Source organism: Brevundimonas basaltis (genome assembly GCF_014202075.1).
Classification (GTDB): Bacteria; Pseudomonadota; Alphaproteobacteria; order Caulobacterales; family Caulobacteraceae; genus Brevundimonas; species Brevundimonas basaltis.
In genome coordinates this window covers 455,197-472,899 of sequence record NZ_JACHFZ010000001.1, presented here as the reverse complement: position 1 = coordinate 472,899, position 17,703 = coordinate 455,197, and the positions used below count along the sequence as shown (strand labels likewise).

Below are 17,703 nucleotides of genomic sequence, written 5' to 3'. Positions count from 1 at the left end.
TCGCCGGAGACCTCGCCATGCTCGCCCTTGTCGCCGCCCTCGCCCTGCCCATGGCTCCGCTTCAATCGCCCGAGGCGGAAGTTGCCGCGACGATCGACGCCCTGCACGTGGCCGCCTCCAGCGCCGACAGCGCGGCCTATTTCGCGCTGTTCACGCCGGACGCCCGCTTTATCGGCACCGACGCCGCGGAACGTTGGACGCTGCCGGAGTTCAGGGCCTACGCCGAACCGGTTTTCGCCCGCGGTCAGGGCTGGACCTACACCCCGGTCGAGCGGACCGTGACCCTGGCCCCGATCGCTTGCCGGTGCATCGCCTGGTTTGACGAGGTTCTGAACAACAAGTCCTACGGCGTCACCCGCGGCTCCGGCGTGTTGCGTCTGACCGACGGGGGCTGGAAGATCGAGCAGTACGTCCTCAGCTTCGCCGTCCCCAACGATCAGGCCAGGGCGGTCGTGGAGACGATCCGGTCCCCGGAATAGACGGAACGTATGGCCAACGCGCGCCGACCCCGCTAACCCGGGCCATGGAGTTCACCGACGACGCCTATGTCCTCTCGGCCCGCGCCCACGGCGATACCGGCGTGGTGGTCGAGCTGCTGACCGAGGGGCACGGCCGCCGCGCCGCCTATGTCGCGGGCGGGGCCTCGCGGCGGATGAAGCCGTTTCTGCAGGCCGGGGCCCGGGTCGTCGCCGACTATCGGGCCCGCACCGCCGACCATCTCGGCTCGGCGCGGCTGGAGCCGGTGGGGGAGGGACCCAGCGCCCTGTTCGACGATCCGCTGGCCCTGACCGGACTCGCCGCCGCCGCCGCCGTGGCCCAGGGGGCGCTGCCCGAGCGTGAACCACACCCGGGCGCCTTCCATGCCTTCGAGGCCTTGATGGCCGCCTTCGCCGTGCCGGACGTCTGGCCGGCGATCTTCGTGCGCTTTGAGTCCGGCTTGCTGGAAGATCTTGGCTTCGGCCTCGACCTGTCGCGCTGCGCCGTCAGCGGGAGCATGGACGATCTGGTCTGGGTCAGCCCCCGCACCGGCCGCGCCGTCAGCCGCGCGGCCGGCGAACCCTATGCCGGCAAGCTGCTCGATCTGCCGCCCTTCATGCTCGGCGCCCAGGCCGGCCTGGGGCAGGGGGATGTCGGCTCGGGTCTCGCCCTGACCGGCCATTTCCTCGAACAGTTCGTCTTCCACCCGCTCGACCGGCCGCTTCCCCCCGCGCGGGTGTGGATGATCGACAAGCTGGGCGAGGCGGGACGGCTTTAGGCGCTAGACTTCCGGCTCCAGACCGCCGATTCGAAGGCCCATGACCGTTCATACCCCGCCGCCCGAAGGCGGACGCATAATCGACGAACCGATGAGCGAGGCGCTGTCTCGCCGCTATCTCGCCTATGCGCTGTCGACCATCACCAACCGGGCCCTGCCGGACGTGCGCGACGGCTTCAAGCCCGTGCACCGGCGCATCATGTACGCCATGCACCAGATGCGGCTGAACCCGCAGGCGGCGGCGCGCAAATGCGCCAAGGTCGTCGGCGAGGTCATGGGCGGCTACCACCCGCACGGCGACGCCTCGATCTACGACGCCCTGGTGCGTCTCGCCCAGGATTTCTCGCAGCGCTATCCGCTGGTCGACGGCCAGGGCAATTTCGGCAACATCGACGGCGATAACGCCGCGGCCATGCGCTACACCGAGTGCAAGCTGACGCCCGCCGCCGTTCTGCTGATGGAAGGCATCGACCAGGACTCGGTCGACTTCCGCGCCACCTACGACGATCAAGACGAGGAGCCGGTCGTCCTTCCCGCCGGCTTCCCCAATCTGCTGGCCAACGGCTCGTCGGGCATCGCCGTCGGCATGGCCACCTCGATCCCGCCCCACAACGCCGGCGAGCTGATCGACGCCTGCCACCTGCTGCTCGAGCGGCCCGACGCGACCACCGAAGAGCTGGCGCATATCGTGCCGGGGCCGGACTTCCCGACGGGCGGCGTCGCCGTCGAGGGCCACGCCTCCATCCTCGACGCCTATGAGACGGGCCGGGGCGGGGTGCGCCTGCGCGCCCGCTGGGAGACCGAGGACCTCGGCCGCGGCGTCTGGCGGATCGTCGTCACCGAGATGCCCTATCAGGTTCAGAAGTCGAAGCTGATCGAGGCGCTCGCCGACCTGATCGAGAACAAGAAGGCCCCGCTGCTTGGTGACGTGCGCGACGAGTCCGCGGAGGACATCCGCCTGGTGCTCGAGCCGAAGAGCCGCACGGTCGAGCCCGAGGTCCTGATGGAGAGCCTGTTCAAGCTCTCCGACCTCGAGGTCCGCTTCCCGATCAACATGAACGTGCTGGACGCCACCGGCACGCCACGGGTCATGGGACTGAAGGCCTGTCTGCAGGCCTTCCTCGATCACCGCCGCGAGGTGCTGGTGCGCCGCGCCGGCTGGCGCATCGACCGGGTTGAGAAGCGGCTGCACCTGCTCGAAGGCCTGCGCATCGTCTTCCTCAACCTCGACGAGGTGATCCGCATCGTCCGCGAGGAGGAACAGCCCAAGGCCGTCCTGATCGCCCGCTTCGGCCTCAGCGAACTCCAGGCTGACTTCATCCTCGACACCCGACTGCGCCAGCTGGCGCGGATTGAGGAGATGACGATCGAGAATGAATACAAGGCCCTGTCGGACGAACTTGCTACACTGCAGGCGCTGTCGTCCTCGCCCGCCAAACAGTGGAAACAGGTCGGCAAGGACCTTGAATCCGTCCGCAAGGCGCTGGTCTCGCCGCGCCGCACCACCATTTCCGAGGCGGTCGACACCGCCGCCATCGCCTCGATCGAGGCCTTCATCCCGCGCGAGGCCATCACGGTCATCCTGTCCGAACGCGGCTGGATCCGCGCCGCCAAGGGCAAGGTCGACGATCCGTCCGAGCTGAAGTTCAAGGAGGGCGACAGCCTCGCCTTCCTTGTGCCCGCCTGGACCACCGACAAGCTGCTGCTGGCCGCCTCGGACGGGCGCATCTTCACCATCGGCGCCGACAAGCTGGCCTCGGGACGCGGCCACGGCGAGCCGGTCCGGCTGATGATCGACCTCGACGAGGGGGCCGGGATCGTCAATCTGCTGGCCCATCAGCCCGGCGGCAAGCTGCTGGTGGCGTCGAAGGCCGGCTACGGCTTCGTCGCGCCGGAAGACGACCTGCTGGCCCAGAAGCGCGGCGGCAAACAGGTCCTCAACGGCGAGATGCTGGCCGCCATCCGGGTGTCCGGAGATCACGTCGCCGCCATCGGCGACAATATCAAGGCCCTGATCTTCCCTCTCGCCGACCTGCCGGAGATGGGCCGGGGCAAGGGGGTCAAGCTGCAGTCCTACAAACAGGGCGGCCTCGCCGACGTCGCGGTGTTCAGCGCCGAGGCCGGTCCCGAATGGGTCGACGGCGGCGGCCGCCGGCGCAACTGGCCTGACTGGAAGGACTGGCTCGGCAAGCGCGCCGGGGCGGGGCGGCAGGGCCCCCGCGGGCTGCGCAAATTCAGGTGACGCCGATTTCACTATCGAGCGTCGTCCGGGCGCCCGATAATCGTTCGTGGCCGATCACCGGCCGAGCTTGGAGACCGCCATGCTGACCACCCTGATCGTCATCGCCGTCATCGTCGCCGTCGTGCTGTTCGTCGTCGTCGGCGCCTACAACCGGCTGGTCGCGCTCGACCAGAAGGCCGACCAGTCGTTCGCGGACATCGACGTCCAGCTCAAGCAGCGTCAGGACCTGATCCCCAACCTCGTCGAGACGGTGAAGGGCTACGCCACACACGAGCGGGCCACCCTCGACGCCGTCACCCAGGCCCGCGCCGCCGCGGCCGGCGCCAACTCGGTCAACGACAAGGTCCAGGCCGAGAACATGCTGACCGCCACCCTCGGCCGGCTGTTCGCCGTCGCCGAGGCCTATCCGGACCTCAAGGCCAACACCAACTTCCTCGAACTGCAGCGCGAGCTGTCGGACATCGAGAACAAGCTGGCCGCCGCCCGCCGCTTCTTCAACAACGCGGTCAGCGAGTTCAACGCCGTGCGCCGCCAGTTCCCGACCGTCCTGTTCGCCGCCATGGTCGGCTTTGGCTCGGACAAGCCCTTCTTCGACGTGGGCGAGACCGATCGGGCCGCCATGACCGCCGCGCCGCCGTTGGTGAATTTCCAGGCCTGATCCATGCGCGCCGTCGGGCTCCAGACCCACATCTGGGCGAACAACACCCGCTCGATCCTGCTGCTCGCCGCCTTCCCGGTGCTGGTGATCTTTATCCTCTACGGGGTGCAGCTGATCCTGATGGGGCTGGGGTTCATGCCCGGCACGGGCAAGGGGCTCGGCGACGACATGGCGCTGGCCGCCTCGTGGCTGGGCTGGACCGTGCCCCTGGCCTTGGGCATCGCCGCCGTCTGGTTCGCCATCGCCTATTTCGGCAGTCAGGCCATGGTCGACGCCCTGACCGGCGCGCGCAAGGTTGAGCGACGGTCTGAACCTGAGCTCTACAACCTGCTGGAAAACCTGTCCATTTCGCGCGGGCTGCGCACCCCGACGCTGCGCATCATCGAGACCGACAGCCTCAACGCCTACGCCACCGGCCTGCACGAGGGTCAGTACAGCGTGACCGTCACCCGGGGCCTGGTGAACACTCTCGACCGCGACGAGGTCGAGGCGGTTCTGGCCCACGAGTTGACCCACGTCATCAACAAGGACGTGCGCACCATGGTGATCGCCTCGATCTTCGCGGGCATCATCAGCGTGATCGCCGAGATGGTGTTCCGGGGGCTGCTCTATTCCCGCAGCGGGCGGCGCGACAACAAGAACGCCATGCCGCTGATCCTGATCGGCCTGGCCTTCGCCGTGATCGGCTTCGTGCTCGCCTTCGTCATCCGCATGATGCTGTCGCGCACCCGCGAGTTCGTGGCCGACGCCGGCGCGGTCGAGCTGACCAAGAACCCCGACGCCATGATCTCGGCCCTGCGCAAGGTCGAGGGCCGATCCTCGATCAAGGGGCCGGACGAGGTGCAGCAGTTGTTCCTCGACAACCAGCCCGACGGCGTCGGCCTCGAAGGCCTGTTCGCCAGCCATCCGCCGATCCAGAAACGGGTCGACGCCCTGGTGAAGTTCGGCGGCGGGCGGGATCCCGGTCCATGGCCGGGCGGCGAGGCGGTCTCGCCGTGGGGGACCTCGACGCCGGTCTCCGGCTAGGGCAGTCGCTCCCAGCCCAGCCGGGTCAGCCGCTCCAGCGGCCGGAAGCCGGCCTTGTAGTCCATCTTTTTCGAGCCCTGTACCCAATAGCCGAGGTAGACAAAGGGCAGGCTCACCGCCGCCGCCTGCCGGACATGATCGAGGATGGCGAACCGGCCGAGGCTGCGGGCCTCCAGCGCCGGATCGAAGAAGCTGTAGACCATCGACAGCCCGTCCGAGAGCAGGTCAGTCAGGCACACCCCAACCAGATCGCCGGGTCCGCCGTCGGGCGGGGGCAGACGGTATTCGATCAGATGGGTCCGCACCGTCGTGTCCTCGACCATGGCGACGTAGTCGAGCCAGCCCATGGTGCTCATGCCGCCGCCGGGATGCCGGCCCTGCAGATAGCGCCGCAGCAGGTCGAACTGCTCCATCGTCGCCTCGGCCTCGACCAGATCCCGGGTCAGGTCGTCGTTGCGCTTGAGCACCTTGCGCTCGGAGCGCGAGAAGGAGAACTCGGGCACCGGCAGCCGCACCGAGACGCAGGCGTCGCAGCCTTCGCAGGCCGGACGATAGGCGATGTTCTGGCTGCGCCTGAAGCCGGCCTGGGTCAGTTCGTCGTTGACGTGCGCGCCTTCGCTGAACGGCAGGTTGGCGAACACCTTCCGCTCGGTCTGCCCCGGCAGATAGGGGCAGGGGGCCACCGAGGTCATGTAGAAGCGAAGCTGACGCGTGGGGACGAACTGGGTCACGGACGACAGCTCCACACCCAATTCCGACGACAGTTTGGCGCTCCTGACGGCATCGCCCGATTTGGCCCTGCGCCGGTCCGCGCGGCAAGGCCATTCGCCCGACGCCTGAGCGGCGGGCGGGCGGTCACAGGCTGGTGTCCGTAGGCAGCACCGGAGCCTCGCGCAGCAGCACGATGGCGATCCGGCGGTTTCCGGCCAGCGTCGGGTCGTCCGGATAAAGCGGATCGGACCCCGCCTTGCCCGAGACCTGATAGACCCGGTCCGGATCGACGCCCGCACCCTGCAGGATCAGACGCGAGGCATTGGCGCGCTCGGAGGACAAGGTCCAGTCGTTCGGTCCGCTGGCCCGGTTCGCCCCCGCGGCCGCCGAGGTGTGGCCGGTGATCGAGATACGGTTGGGCAGCTGGTTGATCACCCGCGAGATCGCCCTGAGCAGCAACTGCGCCCGCGCGTTCGGACGGGCCGAATTGGTCTCGAACATCGAGCGGCCTTCCTGATCGACCAGCTGGATGCGCAGGCCCTCCGGGGTCTGGTCGATGATCAGCTGTTTCGACAGTTCGGCCAGTTCCGGCATCGACTGCATGGCCTGACGCAGGGACTCGGCGGCCGAGGAGAATTCGGCGGCCTCGCGCCGGGCGATCTCGTCGCGCAGGGCCGCTTCGCTGGCGGCCGCGAGGCTCTGGCTCTGTCCGGCCTCCGGCGGCGCGTCCGGCGGCGCTTCCGGGGCCAGCTGGCTGATCACCGACTGCGAGCCGGATCCCTTGGCGCCGTCGTCGCCCAGCGATGTGCCCCCCAGGATGCCGCCCGAACCCGAGGTCGTGGCCGACACGCTGGCCGGGGCGAAATATTCGGCGATGCCGCGCTTCTGTTCCGGATCGGTCGTGTTGATCAGCCACATCAGCAGGAAGAAGGCCATCATGGCGGTCACGAAGTCGGCATAGGCGACCTTCCAGGCGCCGCCATGATGCCCGTGGCCGGCGACCTTCTTTATCTTCTTGATGAGGATCGGCCGATCGCTCATGGACATCGGGGAGACTCGCTACGCATCCAGTTCCCGCCACAGTCGACGGTCGGCGTTAAGAACCCGTTTGCGATAACCGCTGACCCCGTTCGACGGGCGACACGGAAACGGACCTTGCCGCTGCGCCGGGGCTATCCTAGTCCTGCCGGGTGACCGGTCCCGCCGCCCCTCAAGCCTTCGACGCCGCCGCCTACCGCCGTGCCCTGGGCGGTTTCGCGACCGGCGTCTGCGTCGTCACGGCCCACACCGACGAGGGGCCGTACGGCATCACCGTCAACTCCTTCACCTCGGTTTCGCTGAACCCGCCGCTGATCCTGTGGTGCCTCGACCGCGCGTCCTGGCGGCACGACGCCTTCGCCTCGGCCGACCGGTTCGCGGTGCACATGCTGCCGGTCGAGGATCGCGAGATGTCCGACCGCTTCGCCTGGGGCGTTTGCCGGCTGTCTTCCGACGAGTTCGACAGCTCCAGCCGGGAGCCGCCCCGTCTCAAGAACGCCCTGACCCGGCTCGACTGCCTCGCCCGCGACCGCATCGTCATGGGTGACCACCTGACCATCGTCGGTGAAGTCCAGGCCTTCGAGACCCGCCCGGGCGACGCCCTGACCTATTATCGCGGCCGATACGGCGCTGCGACCGAACCGAACAGCTGAGGATCCAGGCATGAAGATCGGCTTCGCGGGACTGGGCGTGATGGGCGCCCCGATGGCGCGTCATTTGGTCGAGGCCGGTCACGCGGTCGCCGGCTTCAACCGCTCGCCGGACAAGGCGCGGGCCTGGGCCAAGGCGACTGGCGGCCGGTTCGTCGCGACTGTCAACGAGGCCGCGGCGGGCGCGGAGATGTTCATCCTGTGCGTCGGCAATGACGACGATGTGCGTGAGGTCGTCGCGGCGGCCCTGCCGTCGCTGGCCCGGGGCGCGGTCATCGTCGACCACACCACCACCTCGGCGCGGGTCGCGCGCGAGATGACGGCGCAGGCGGCGGGGCAGGGGGCTGCGTTCATCGACGCGCCGGTCTCGGGCGGGCAGGCGGGGGCCGAGACCGGCCAGCTCAGCGTCATGGCCGGCGGCGACGCGACCGCGCTGGTCCGGGTCGAGCCGGTCCTCATGCACTATGCGAAGGCCGTCAAGCACATGGGCCCGTCAGGCGCCGGCCAGCTGACCAAGATGGTCAACCAGATCGCCATCGCCGGCGTCGTCCAGGGACTCGCCGAGGCGGTTCACTTCGCCCAGACGGCGGGGCTCGACACCGACGCGGTCTATGACGCCATCTCCAGGGGCGCCGCGCAGTCGTGGCAGATGGACAACCGCTGGAAGACCGCGGCGGCGGGCCAGTTCGACTTCGGCTTCGCCGTCGACTGGATGCGCAAGGATCTGGGTCTGGTGCTCGACGAGGCGCGGACCAACGGGGCGCATCTGGCCCTGGCGGCGCTGGTCGACCAGTTCTATTCGGAGGTTCAGGCCATGGGCGGCGCGCGCTGGGACACGTCCAGCCTCGCGGCGCGGCTTCAGGCCCGTCCGGCGCGGTGATCCGATTGCTGACCCTCAGGCGCCATGCTTGGGATCGTTGCTGACGACCGGGCGACGAAACGCCAGCCGCCGGGGGGCAGAAGATTCGCGAAGAGGGAGGGGCGGCGTCCCTTCAGGACCACCTGGATGGCGCTCCGGCCTTCGACATCCACGACCTCGTAGAGACCCTCGACCGTTGGGGCCTGTTTGCCCCATTCGCCGAGTTCAGACTCCACATGGGTGCGGGCGCGCTCGTTGGCGTCGGAGGGCGCTGAATGGTCATCGGCGGCGGCCCGGGCGGCGCTGTTGGCGATATCCTGGAGATGGTTCTTCGATGCCTGGACCTGGATCAGGTCGAACCCGACCGCGCCCATCATCAGGACCGCCGGAAGAACGAGCGCCGATTTCAGGGCGAGCGAGCCCCGGGTGTTCTTTCCGAACCGTGTGGCCCAAAAGATGATCCGCACGCCTCTACCGCCTCTATCGCCTGCGCTGCCGGCGCCCTGGACCCGATCGACGGGTTGGGCTTCAGCGTCAGGATCGTTGTACAGTCGACAGGTTAAACGTTTCTGCCCAAGCGGCTGAAGGCGTTTCACATTTCGCATAATATATCTTAGGCGACAATCAGGTCCGCGTGTTTGGACTCGCTATCGGCCGCCGCCGCGATTACCCCTCTCTCGCTGACAAGGAGCGATCATGGCCGGCCTCAAGGACAAGCGCGGCTTTATCGACAAGGACCGGCTCGACCTGTCGGAGCGTCAGGCCGTGGAATACTGGATGAAGCGCTGGGGCGTAACCCGCGACCAGATTGTCGCCGCCCACCGCAAGGCCGGCCGCATGGTCAAGGACATCGCCGCCGAGCTCGGCAAGAAGCGTTAGGGCCGTCCCGCCGCGCCTTAGAGGTGCAGCACCCGCTCATAGGCGTCCAGGGACGCCTCGTGCATGGCCTCGGACATCGTCGGGTGCGGATAGACGATGCCGTGGATGTCCTCTTCCGTCGCTTCCATGGTGATGGCGGTGACATAGCCCTGGATCATCTCGGTGACCTCGGCGCCGATCATATGGGCCCCGATCAGGGCCCCGGTCCTGGCGTCGAAGATCGTCTTGACGAAACCCTCCGTCTCCCCGGCGGCCACGGCCTTGCCGTTCACCTTGAACGGGAAGCGGCCGACCTTGATCTCGCGCTTCTCGGCCTTGCAGGCCTGTTCGGTCAGGCCGACCGAGGCCACCTGCGGCTGGGTATAGGTGCAGCCGGCGATCGGTGAATGGACGTTCGGCGTCTTGTAGCCGGCGATGTATTCCGCGGCGTGGATGCCCTCGTGCGAGGCCTTGTGGGCCAGCCACGGCGCGCCGGCGCAGTCGCCGATGGCGAACAGCCCCTTCACATTGGTCTGGCAGTGGCCGTCGATCTTGATGTGCCCACGGTCCAGTTCAACGCCCAGCGCCTCCAGCCCGATGCCGTCAGTGTTTGCGGTGATGCCCACGGCCGAGATGCACACCTCGGCTTCGAGCGTCTCGGCCTTGCCGTCGACCTCGACGGCCACGGAGACGCCCTTGGCCGACTTGGTGACCTTGGTCACCTTGGCCCCGACGCGGAATTTGAGGCCGCGCTTTTCGAAGGCTTTGCGGGCGGCCCTGGAGACCTCCTCGTCCTCGACCGGCATGATCCGGTCGACCGCTTCTACTACCGTAACTTCTGCTCCCAGGGCGCGGTAGAAGCTGGCGAATTCCAGCCCAATAGCGCCCGATCCGATCACCACGAACGACTTCGGCAGGGACTTCGGCGCCAGAGCCTCGCGATAGGCCCAGATCCGGTCGCCGTCGGCTTCCAGGCCGATCTGCGGCAGCGCCCTCGCCCGCGCCCCGACGGCCAGCATGACCGCCTTCGCCTCGACCGTCCGCGAGCCTCCGGCCTTCAGGGCCACGACCACCTTCGGCGACTCCTTGCCCTTTTCGAGCTTCGCCGAGCCCTCGATCACCTCGATCTTGTGCTTCTTCATCAGGAAGGCGACGCCCTTGTTCATCGTGGCGGCGACGCCCCGAGAACGCTGGATGATGGCCTCGAAGTCGAACCCGACCTTGTCGGCAGACAGGCCGTAGTCCTTGAGGTGCGTCAGGCTCTCGTACTTTTCGCCCGACTTGAGCAGCGCCTTGGTCGGGATACAGCCCCAGTTCAGGCAGATGCCGCCGAGGTTCTCGCGCTCGACGATGGCGACCTTCTGGCCCAGCTGGCTGGCGCGGATGGCGGCGACATAGCCGCCGGGGCCCGAGCCGATGACGATGAGGTCGAATTCCATCTCTAAACTCCGTCACCCTCGGGCGTGTCCCGAGGGCCCATGGCGGGTTCGGACACGAACACCGCCGGTAGGTTGCGCCCGCCGATCCCTGATCCTTGCGTTGGAACGATGGGTCCTCGAGACAGGCCCGAGGATGACAAGCGAAAAGGTTACGCCAGCATCGTCACAGGATCTTCGATCATCGCCTTGAAGACCTGCAGGAATTTTGCACCGATCGCGCCGTCGACGACGCGGTGATCGCAGGTCAGGGTGACCGACATCACCGTGGCCACGGCCAACTCGCCGTTCTTGACCACGGGGCGCTGCTCCCCTGCCCCGACGCTCATGATCGCGCCCTGCGGCTCGTTGATGATCGAGGCGAATGACTTGATGCCGAACATGCCCAGGTTCGACACGCTGAAGGTGCCGCCCTGGAACTCCTCGGGCTTCAGCTTGCGGTCGCGGGCGCGTTTGGCGAGATCCTTTGACTCCGTGGCGATCTGCGACAGCGTCTTGGTCTCGGCCTTGCGGATGATCGGGGTGATCAGGCCGCCGTCGATGGCCACCGCCATCGCCACATCGGCGTTGTGGTGCATGGCGATGCCCTCGGGTGAATAGCTGGCGTTGGCTTCCGGCACGGCCTTCAGGGCCATGGCGGAGGCCTTGATGACGAAGTCGTTGACCGAGACCTTGACCCCGTCCTTCTCCAGCATCGCATTGACCTTGGCGCGGGCGGCCAGCAGGCCGTCGATGTCGCAATCGATGGTCAGCGGGAAATGCGGCACGTCGCGGAAGCTGTCGGTCAGACGCCGGGCGATGGCCTTGCGCATGCCGTCCAGCGGGATCAGGTCGTAGCTGCCGTCCGGGATGCCCATCTGAGCCAGCGACTGGACCTTGCGGACCTCGCCGGCCGGAGCCCCGGCGGCGGGCGAAGGTTGCGCCCCGCCCTTGCCCGCGCCCTCAACGTCACGCTTGACGATGCGGCCGTGCGGCCCGGTGCCCTTGACGGACTTCAGATCGACGCCGTTCTGGGCCGCGATGCGGCGCGCCAGCGGCGAGGCGAAAATGCGCTCGCCGTCCTTCGACGGCGCAGCGGGCGCCTTCTGGGCCGGAGCAGCGGCGGGGGCGGCGTCCGCTTTCGGGGGCTCGGCCTTGGCCGGTTCTGCCTTCGCGGGCGCGGCCTTCGGCGCCGGAGCGGCCGCACCGCCCTCGTCCTTCAGTCGCGCGATCGGGGTGTTGACCTTCACCCCCTCGGTCCCTTCGGCCACGAGGATGTCGGTGATCTCGCCCTCGTCGACGGCCTCGACCTCCATGGTCGCCTTGTCGGTCTCGATCTCGGCGATGACGTCGCCGGCGGAGACGACATCGCCGACCTTGACGTGCCATTTGGCCAGTACGCCCTCCTCCATGGTGGGCGACAGGGCGGGCATCAGGATGTCGGTCATTGCGCGCTCCCCGACGGTTCGAGCGGTTCCGTGACGGTCTGGACGTTCTGCGCCTTGATGGCGTCGCTCATGCCAGTCAGGATCTGGTTGTAGGCGTGCCGCTCGTCCATGCCGTGCCGAACCTTGTAGCCGTGCGCCATATGGGTGGCGGCATAGGCCAGCATGCGGCCGAACATGGCCGGGTCGTTGAAGGCCGGCTTGACCGACATCACTGGCTCCTGCTTCGACCACCACATGCGCAGGATCTCGACGGCCTCGGGATCGGCGGCGACGCTGTCCGGGGTCTTCAGCTGGTGCTCTTCGGGCTCGCTCATGCCATCACCTGTTTCACGGCGGCGACGATCTTGTCGGCGCCCGGCAGCGACAGCGCCTCCAGATTGGCGGCGTAGGGCAGCGGCACGTCCTCCTGGTGGACCCGCAGCGGCGGCGCATCCAGATAGTCGAAGGCGTGTTCGATCACCCGGGCCACGACCTCGGCGCCGACGCCCATCGGCCCCCACCCCTCCTCGGCCGAAACCAGACGGCTCGTCTTCTTGACGCTCTCGACGATGGTTTCGTGGTCGAGCGGGCGCAGGGTGCGCAGATCGACGACCTCGCAGCTGATCCCCTCCTCCGCCAGTTTCTCGGCGGCCTGCAGGGCGAAGCCGACCATGCGACTGTGGGCGGTGATGGTCACGTCCGTGCCTTCGCGACGCACCTTGGCCTTGCCGATCGGCACCAGATAGTCCTCGACCTCGGGCACGTCGAACTCCAGCCCGTACATCATCTCGTGCTCGAGGAAGACGACGGGGTTGGGGTCGCGGATGGCGGCCTTCATCAGCCCCTTGGCGTCGGCGGCGTCATAGGGAGCGATGACCTTCAACCCGGGCACCTGGGCGTACCAGGCGGAATAGTCCTGGCTGTGCTGGGCGCCGACGCGGCTGGCGGCGCCGTTGGGTCCGCGGAAGACGATGCTGGCGCGGATCTGGCCGCCCGACATGTAGAGCGTCTTGGCGGCCGAATTGATGATGTGGTCGATGGCCTGCATGGCGAAGTTGAACGTCATGAACTCCACGATCGGCTTCAGGCCCGCCATCGCCGCGCCGACGCCGAGGCCGGCGAAGCCGTGCTCGGTGATCGGGGTGTCGACGACGCGCTTGTCGCCGAACTCCTGCAGCAGCTCGCGGCTGACCTTGTAGGCGCCCTGATACTGGGCGACCTCCTCGCCGATCAGGAAGACGCCCTCGTCGCGGCGCATCTCTTCGGCCATGGCGTCGCGCAGGGCGTCGCGGATGGTGGTCTTGACCAGTTTGGCGTCGGCGGGAACCTCGGGATCCTTCAGCTCGACCTTCGGGGTCGCCGTCTGCGACGACGCCTTCTCCGGGTCGCCGGTCTCCTTAGCGGCCCTGGTCTCCGAAGTCTCCGAAGTCGTCTTTCCGCTGTCTCCGGAGTCCCCGGATTTCGTCGTCGAATTCGCCGCGCCGTCTTCACCCGCCAGACGGGCGATCGGCGTGTTGACCTTCACGTTTTCCGAGCCCTCGGCGACGAGGATTTCCAGCACCTCGCCCTCGTCGACGGCCTCGACCTCCATGGTCGCCTTGTCGGTTTCGATCTCGGCGATCACGTCGCCGGCCGACACGGTGTCGCCCGCCTTGATGTGCCATTTGGTCAGCGTGCCCTCTTCCATCGTGGGCGACAGCGCCGGCATGAGAATGTCGGTCACGAGTCAGGCCTCCACGTAGACGTCGGTGTAGAGCTCGGACGGATCCGGCTCCGGGCTTTCCTGGGCGAACTGCACCGCCTCGGCGACGATGGCCTTGACCTCGTTGTCGATGGCCTTGAGCTCGTCCTCTGTCGCCTTGGCGGCGGCCAGCAGGGTCTTGATGTGATCGATCGGGTCGCGGGTCTTCTTGACCTCGTCGACCTCCTCCTTGGAACGGTATTTGGCCGGGTCCGACATCGAGTGGCCGCGGTAGCGGTAGGTCTTCACCTCGAGGATGTAGGGACCGCCCCCTTCCCTCGCCCGCTTGACGGCCTTGGCCACCGCGTCGCGCACCGCCAGCACGTCCATGCCGTCGACCTGCTCGCCCGGAATGCCGAAGCTGGCCCCGCGCTGACTCAGGTCGGTCGTCGACGACGAGCGCTCGATGCTCGTGCCCATGGCGTACTGATTGTTCTCGATGATGTAGATGGCCGGCAGCTTCCACAGCTGGGCCATGTTGAAGCTCTCGTAGACCTGTCCCTGGTTCGCCGCGCCATCGCCAAAGTACACAAACGCCACCGAGTCATCCCCGCGATAACGACCCGCGAAGGCCAGACCGGTGCCGAGCGCGACCTGGGCCCCGACGATGCCGTGGCCGCCGTAGAAGCCCGTGGCGGTGTCGAACATGTGCATCGAACCGCCCTTGCCCTTGGACGAGCCGCCGATGCGGCCGGTCAGCTCGGCCATGACCTCTTTCGGGTCCATGCCGGCGGCCAGCATGTGGCCGTGGTCGCGGTAGCCGGTGATGATCTTGTCGTGGCCCTGTTTGACGCTCTCCTGAACGCCCACCGCCACGGCCTCCTGGCCAATGTAGAGGTGGCAGAAGCCGCCAATCAGGCCCATGCCGTAGAGCTGGCCCGCGCGCTCCTCGAAACGGCGGATCAGCACCATCTCACGGTAAAATCGCAGCAGGTCCTCCTTGGAGGCCGTCGGCGTGTTGGGCAGTTTGGTCGCCTTGCTGGAATCAGCTTTGGCGGCGGGGGCTTTCGCCATCCGTCATCTCCCGGCTGGGCCCCGCTTCCAGGACCTCTTGTCGTTACGGAAAGGGGCTTTAGCAGCCTTCGTTCCCGAAACGCAAAGCGCTCCGGTCAAGCTGTAACGAAAGTTCACGCCTTCGGCGTCGACCCGGCCTCCGGAGCGGGCGCGGAGACCCGGATCACATAGTCGCGGGGGTCGGCGAAGCCGAGCACGGCGCGGGCCCTCTCCTCGAGCAGATCCCGCGACAGGCTGTCGGTGCGCAGGTAGCGGACGCGGACTTCAAGATCCCGCCGCTGCTCCAGAATCCCCGCCAGCTGGGCCTCGCGGCGCAACAGCATGGCCTCGCGCTCGCCGCCGCTCAGCAGCCCGCGTTCGCCGGTCAGGGCTTGGACGCCCAGGTAGGCGATCAGCAGCATCAGGATTGCTGACGGGAAATACGGCTTCATCCGTTCGGGCACTGACGGACGCTCCTTCTGAGCGTGGACTCACGATTGACGAGTCCTGACCGAAAATGCCTAACGAACCGTAGCTTGGCCATAAAACCCGTCATCCTCGGACAACGAGCGAAGCGAGGCCGATCCGGAGACTATTTCAGCAGCATTCCGTCGCCATAGTAGGCGCCCTGGTCACCCAGCATCTCCTCGATGCGGAGCAACTGATTGTATTTGGCTGTGCGGTCGGATCTGGCCAGCGAGCCGGTCTTGATCTGCCCGCAGTTGGTGGCGACGGCCAGATCGGCGATGGTCGAGTCCTCGGTCTCGCCCGAACGGTGGCTCATGACGGCGGTGTAGCCAGCCCGGTGGGCCATATCCACTGCATCAAGCGTTTCGGACAAGGTCCCGATCTGATTGACCTTGATAAGGATGGAATTGGCCAGACCCTCGCCGATGCCGGCCGCCAGTCGGGCCGGGTTGGTGACGAACAGGTCGTCGCCGACGATCTGGACCCGGTCGCCGAGCCGATCGGTCAGCAGCTTCCAGCCGTCGAAATCGTCCTCCGCGCAGCCGTCCTCGATCGAGACGATCGGGAAGCGTTCGCACAGATCGGCGAGGTAGCCGACCATGGCCTCGGCCTCGAGCGTCTTGCCCTCCCCGGCCATGACGTATTTGCCGTCCTTGAAGAATTCCGTCGCAGCGACGTCGAGACCGAGGTGGAAATCTTCGCCCGCCAGATAGCCCGCCGCCTGGCCGGCGCGGGTGATGAAGCTAAGCGCCTCCTCGGCCGAGGCCAGGTTGGGCGCGAAGCCGCCCTCGTCGCCGACGTTGGTGTTGTGGCCGGCGTCCTTCAGCTGCTTGCGCAGGGCGTGGAAAATCTCCGCTCCCATCCGCAGGCCTTCCGAGAAGCTGTCCGCCCCGGTCGGCAGGATCATGAATTCCTGGATGTCGATCGGATTGTCGGCATGGGCCCCGCCGTTGATGATGTTCATCATCGGAGTCGGCAGGATCCGGGCCGATACGCCGCCGAGATAACGATAGAGCGGCAGGCCCGAGGAAATGGCGCTGGCCTTGGCGCAGGCCAGGCTGACGCCGAGGATGGCGTTGGCGCCCAGCCGGCTCTTGTTCGACGTCCCGTCCAGCCCGATCAGGGCCTCGTCGATGCGGCGCTGGTCTTCGGCGTCCATGCCGCTGAGGGCGTCGAAGATCTCGCCGTTAACCGCGTCCACGGCCTTGCCGACACCCTTGCCGCCCCACAGATCCTTGTCGCCGTCACGCAGCTCGACCGCCTCATGGGCGCCGGTCGAGGCCCCCGACGGGACCGCCGCCCGGCCGAAGCTCCCGTCATCCAGGATTACATCGACCTCCACCGTCGGATTGCCCCGGCTGTCGAGGATCATGCGGGCGGCGATGTCGGCGATGTCGGTCATGAGACGGCTCTGTCAGGGCGAGGATTGGATGGCGGGTTTAGCCCAACGCCTTCCGAATCGCCAAGCGCCTGACCGCCGTCAGGCGCAGCCCTCGACGTATTGGATGCTCGGTCCGCCCCCGGCGATGTGCTGGACGTGGCCGTCCATCCCGATCTCGTATTTCAGGCCCCGCGCGGCGGGGCTCTGGTGGTCGGCGTTGGACCAGACCATGATGTATTCGGCTGGCGCGGACTCATATTCGTGTGGTTCGACCTTCGCGGCCGCGCCGTAGACGCGCTTCACCTCGGCGGCCGTATCGCCGATGGTCAGCGCACGGTCCGTCGCGACAACCGTATTGCGGCTGAGCCAGATGCTGGTCAGCACGCCGTCCTCGATCATCACCTCCAGGCCTTCGGGCGCGCGCTCCGGCCGGAACATGTCACAGGACGCGGGGTCCGGGCCGCCGGGCGACTCGGGGTCGGCGTCGGGGCCGAGCGCCGCAACGACCTCGGCGCGGGTCATGCCGATGCGCAGCGGACCAAATCCCAGAGCGGTCAACGGCTCAGCGCTGGGAGCCGGAACTGCAGGCAGATCCGGAGCCCTGACGGGTTCAGGCGGCGGGGCGCCACAGGCGGCGAGGACCAGGACGGCGGTCGAACCGAGGGCGATGAGGCGGGTCATGGAGCGTCTCCGACGTTGCTGCCGCCGCCTACAACGCACGAAAACGGCGCGCGAGGCCATCGCGCGCCGTGAAAAGCTTCGCCGGACCCGGGGTCCGAACCAGTCGAAAGACCTAGTCTTCCTTGGGCGTCAGGACCTGCCGGCCGCGATAGGTTCCGGTCTTCAGGTCGATGTGGTGCGAGCGGCGCAGCTCGCCCGTGTCCTTGTCCTCGACGTGCGGGTTGGAGCCCAGCGAGTCGTGGGCGCGGCGCATGTTGCGACGCGAGGGCGATACTTTGCGCTTCGGAACGGCCATGTCCG

Annotated in this window: 20 protein-coding genes; 8 read left to right on the top strand and 12 right to left on the bottom strand. The window is 67.5% G+C overall.

All coding sequences use genetic code 11. The features are described 5' to 3' along the window. Nucleotides 1-17: 17 nt before the first annotated feature. The 5 genes from HNQ67_RS02525 (at nucleotide 18) to HNQ67_RS02505 (ending at nucleotide 5,181) form a co-directional block, all read left to right on the top strand. On the top strand, nucleotides 18-479 hold the full coding sequence (locus tag HNQ67_RS02525) for a nuclear transport factor 2 family protein (RefSeq protein ID WP_183252006.1): 462 nt from the start codon (nucleotides 18-20) through the stop codon (nucleotides 477-479). A 44-nt stretch (nucleotides 480-523) separates the two neighbouring features. Next, nucleotides 524-1,255, top strand: coding sequence for a DNA repair protein RecO (gene recO, locus HNQ67_RS02520; RefSeq protein WP_183252004.1), 732 nt, complete (start codon nucleotides 524-526; stop codon nucleotides 1,253-1,255). Between the two features lie 40 nt (nucleotides 1,256-1,295). Next, on the top strand, nucleotides 1,296-3,497 hold the full coding sequence (parC, locus tag HNQ67_RS02515) for a DNA topoisomerase IV subunit A (protein WP_183252002.1): 2,202 nt from the start codon (nucleotides 1,296-1,298) through the stop codon (nucleotides 3,495-3,497). A gap of 79 nt (nucleotides 3,498-3,576) precedes the next feature. Then, a complete protein-coding gene (locus HNQ67_RS02510; protein WP_183252000.1) occupies nucleotides 3,577-4,155 on the top strand; it encodes a LemA family protein in 579 nt (192 codons plus the stop codon). 3 nt (nucleotides 4,156-4,158) lie between these two features. Continuing rightward, nucleotides 4,159-5,181 carry a M48 family metallopeptidase gene (locus HNQ67_RS02505; protein WP_183251999.1) on the top strand — a complete coding sequence of 341 codons (1,023 nt, stop codon included), beginning with the start codon at nucleotides 4,159-4,161 and terminating at the stop codon, nucleotides 5,179-5,181. Here the strand turns inward: HNQ67_RS02505 and HNQ67_RS02500 are convergent. Together HNQ67_RS02500 and HNQ67_RS02495 are read right to left on the bottom strand one after the other, a co-directional pair. Then, nucleotides 5,178-5,912 carry an arginyltransferase gene (locus HNQ67_RS02500; RefSeq protein ID WP_183251997.1) on the bottom strand — a complete coding sequence of 245 codons (735 nt, stop codon included), beginning with the start codon at nucleotides 5,910-5,912 and terminating at the stop codon, nucleotides 5,178-5,180. The two genes, HNQ67_RS02505 and HNQ67_RS02500, sit on opposite strands and share 4 nt — an antisense overlap. Before the next feature lie 124 nt (nucleotides 5,913-6,036). After that, the gene (locus HNQ67_RS02495; protein ID WP_183251995.1) at nucleotides 6,037-6,939 is read right to left on the bottom strand and encodes a flagellar motor protein MotB; all 903 of its coding nucleotides are present in this window, start codon (nucleotides 6,937-6,939) and stop codon (nucleotides 6,037-6,039) included. A gap of 143 nt (nucleotides 6,940-7,082) precedes the next feature. On the opposite strand from HNQ67_RS02495, the gene HNQ67_RS02490 reads away from it, so the two are divergent. Further along, nucleotides 7,083-7,583: a flavin reductase gene (locus HNQ67_RS02490; RefSeq protein WP_183251992.1), complete on the top strand. Its 501-nt coding sequence runs from the start codon at nucleotides 7,083-7,085 to the stop codon at nucleotides 7,581-7,583. A gap of 10 nt (nucleotides 7,584-7,593) precedes the next feature. Continuing rightward, complete coding sequence (locus HNQ67_RS02485; RefSeq protein WP_183251990.1) at nucleotides 7,594-8,460, top strand: NAD(P)-dependent oxidoreductase; 867 nt, start codon at nucleotides 7,594-7,596, stop codon at nucleotides 8,458-8,460. Here the strand turns inward: HNQ67_RS02485 and HNQ67_RS13720 are convergent. Next, nucleotides 8,439-8,906, bottom strand: coding sequence for a pilus assembly protein TadG-related protein (locus HNQ67_RS13720; RefSeq protein ID WP_183251988.1), 468 nt, complete (start codon nucleotides 8,904-8,906; stop codon nucleotides 8,439-8,441). The genes HNQ67_RS02485 and HNQ67_RS13720 overlap by 22 nt on opposite strands. A 229-nt stretch (nucleotides 8,907-9,135) precedes the next feature. On the opposite strand from HNQ67_RS13720, the gene HNQ67_RS02475 reads away from it, so the two are divergent. After that, nucleotides 9,136-9,318, top strand: a complete 183-nt coding sequence (locus HNQ67_RS02475) for a DUF3606 domain-containing protein (RefSeq protein ID WP_168048551.1) — start codon at nucleotides 9,136-9,138, stop codon at nucleotides 9,316-9,318. A 17-nt stretch (nucleotides 9,319-9,335) separates the two neighbouring features. Here the strand turns inward: HNQ67_RS02475 and lpdA are convergent, their stop codons facing one another. The 9 genes from lpdA to rpmF all read right to left on the bottom strand — a co-directional run bounded on the left by lpdA (nucleotide 9,336) and on the right by rpmF (nucleotide 17,698). Next, nucleotides 9,336-10,736: a dihydrolipoyl dehydrogenase gene (gene lpdA / locus HNQ67_RS02470; RefSeq protein ID WP_183251986.1), complete on the bottom strand. Its 1,401-nt coding sequence runs from the start codon at nucleotides 10,734-10,736 to the stop codon at nucleotides 9,336-9,338. A gap of 149 nt (nucleotides 10,737-10,885) precedes the next feature. Beyond that, nucleotides 10,886-12,160, bottom strand: coding sequence for a pyruvate dehydrogenase complex dihydrolipoamide acetyltransferase (locus HNQ67_RS02465; RefSeq protein ID WP_183251984.1), 1,275 nt, complete (start codon nucleotides 12,158-12,160; stop codon nucleotides 10,886-10,888). Next, nucleotides 12,157-12,474, bottom strand: coding sequence for a DUF5076 domain-containing protein (locus HNQ67_RS02460; RefSeq protein WP_183251982.1), 318 nt, complete (start codon nucleotides 12,472-12,474; stop codon nucleotides 12,157-12,159). Before HNQ67_RS02460 ends, HNQ67_RS02465 begins: the two co-directional genes overlap by 4 nt. Continuing rightward, on the bottom strand, nucleotides 12,471-13,862 hold the full coding sequence (locus HNQ67_RS02455; protein WP_183251980.1) for a pyruvate dehydrogenase complex E1 component subunit beta: 1,392 nt from the start codon (nucleotides 13,860-13,862) through the stop codon (nucleotides 12,471-12,473). The genes HNQ67_RS02460 and HNQ67_RS02455 overlap by 4 nt, the downstream gene beginning before the upstream one ends. Before the next feature lie 3 nt (nucleotides 13,863-13,865). Beyond that, entirely contained in the window at nucleotides 13,866-14,894 is a 1,029-nt protein-coding gene (pdhA, locus tag HNQ67_RS02450; RefSeq protein WP_183251978.1) for a pyruvate dehydrogenase (acetyl-transferring) E1 component subunit alpha, read from the bottom strand. Nucleotides 14,895-15,007: 113 nt separating this feature from the next. Continuing rightward, on the bottom strand, nucleotides 15,008-15,325 hold the full coding sequence (locus HNQ67_RS02445) for an FtsB family cell division protein (protein WP_183252749.1): 318 nt from the start codon (nucleotides 15,323-15,325) through the stop codon (nucleotides 15,008-15,010). Between the two features lie 140 nt (nucleotides 15,326-15,465). Next, nucleotides 15,466-16,743: a phosphopyruvate hydratase gene (eno, locus tag HNQ67_RS02440; RefSeq protein WP_183251976.1), complete on the bottom strand. Its 1,278-nt coding sequence runs from the start codon at nucleotides 16,741-16,743 to the stop codon at nucleotides 15,466-15,468. A gap of 78 nt (nucleotides 16,744-16,821) precedes the next feature. Then, nucleotides 16,822-17,403, bottom strand: coding sequence for a hypothetical protein (locus HNQ67_RS02435; protein ID WP_183251974.1), 582 nt, complete (start codon nucleotides 17,401-17,403; stop codon nucleotides 16,822-16,824). Between the two features lie 112 nt (nucleotides 17,404-17,515). Continuing rightward, nucleotides 17,516-17,698 (bottom strand): 50S ribosomal protein L32, encoded by a 183-nt coding sequence (gene rpmF, locus HNQ67_RS02430; RefSeq protein ID WP_123286562.1) that lies wholly within the window; start codon nucleotides 17,696-17,698, stop codon nucleotides 17,516-17,518. Between the last annotated feature and the right edge of the window lie 5 nt (nucleotides 17,699-17,703).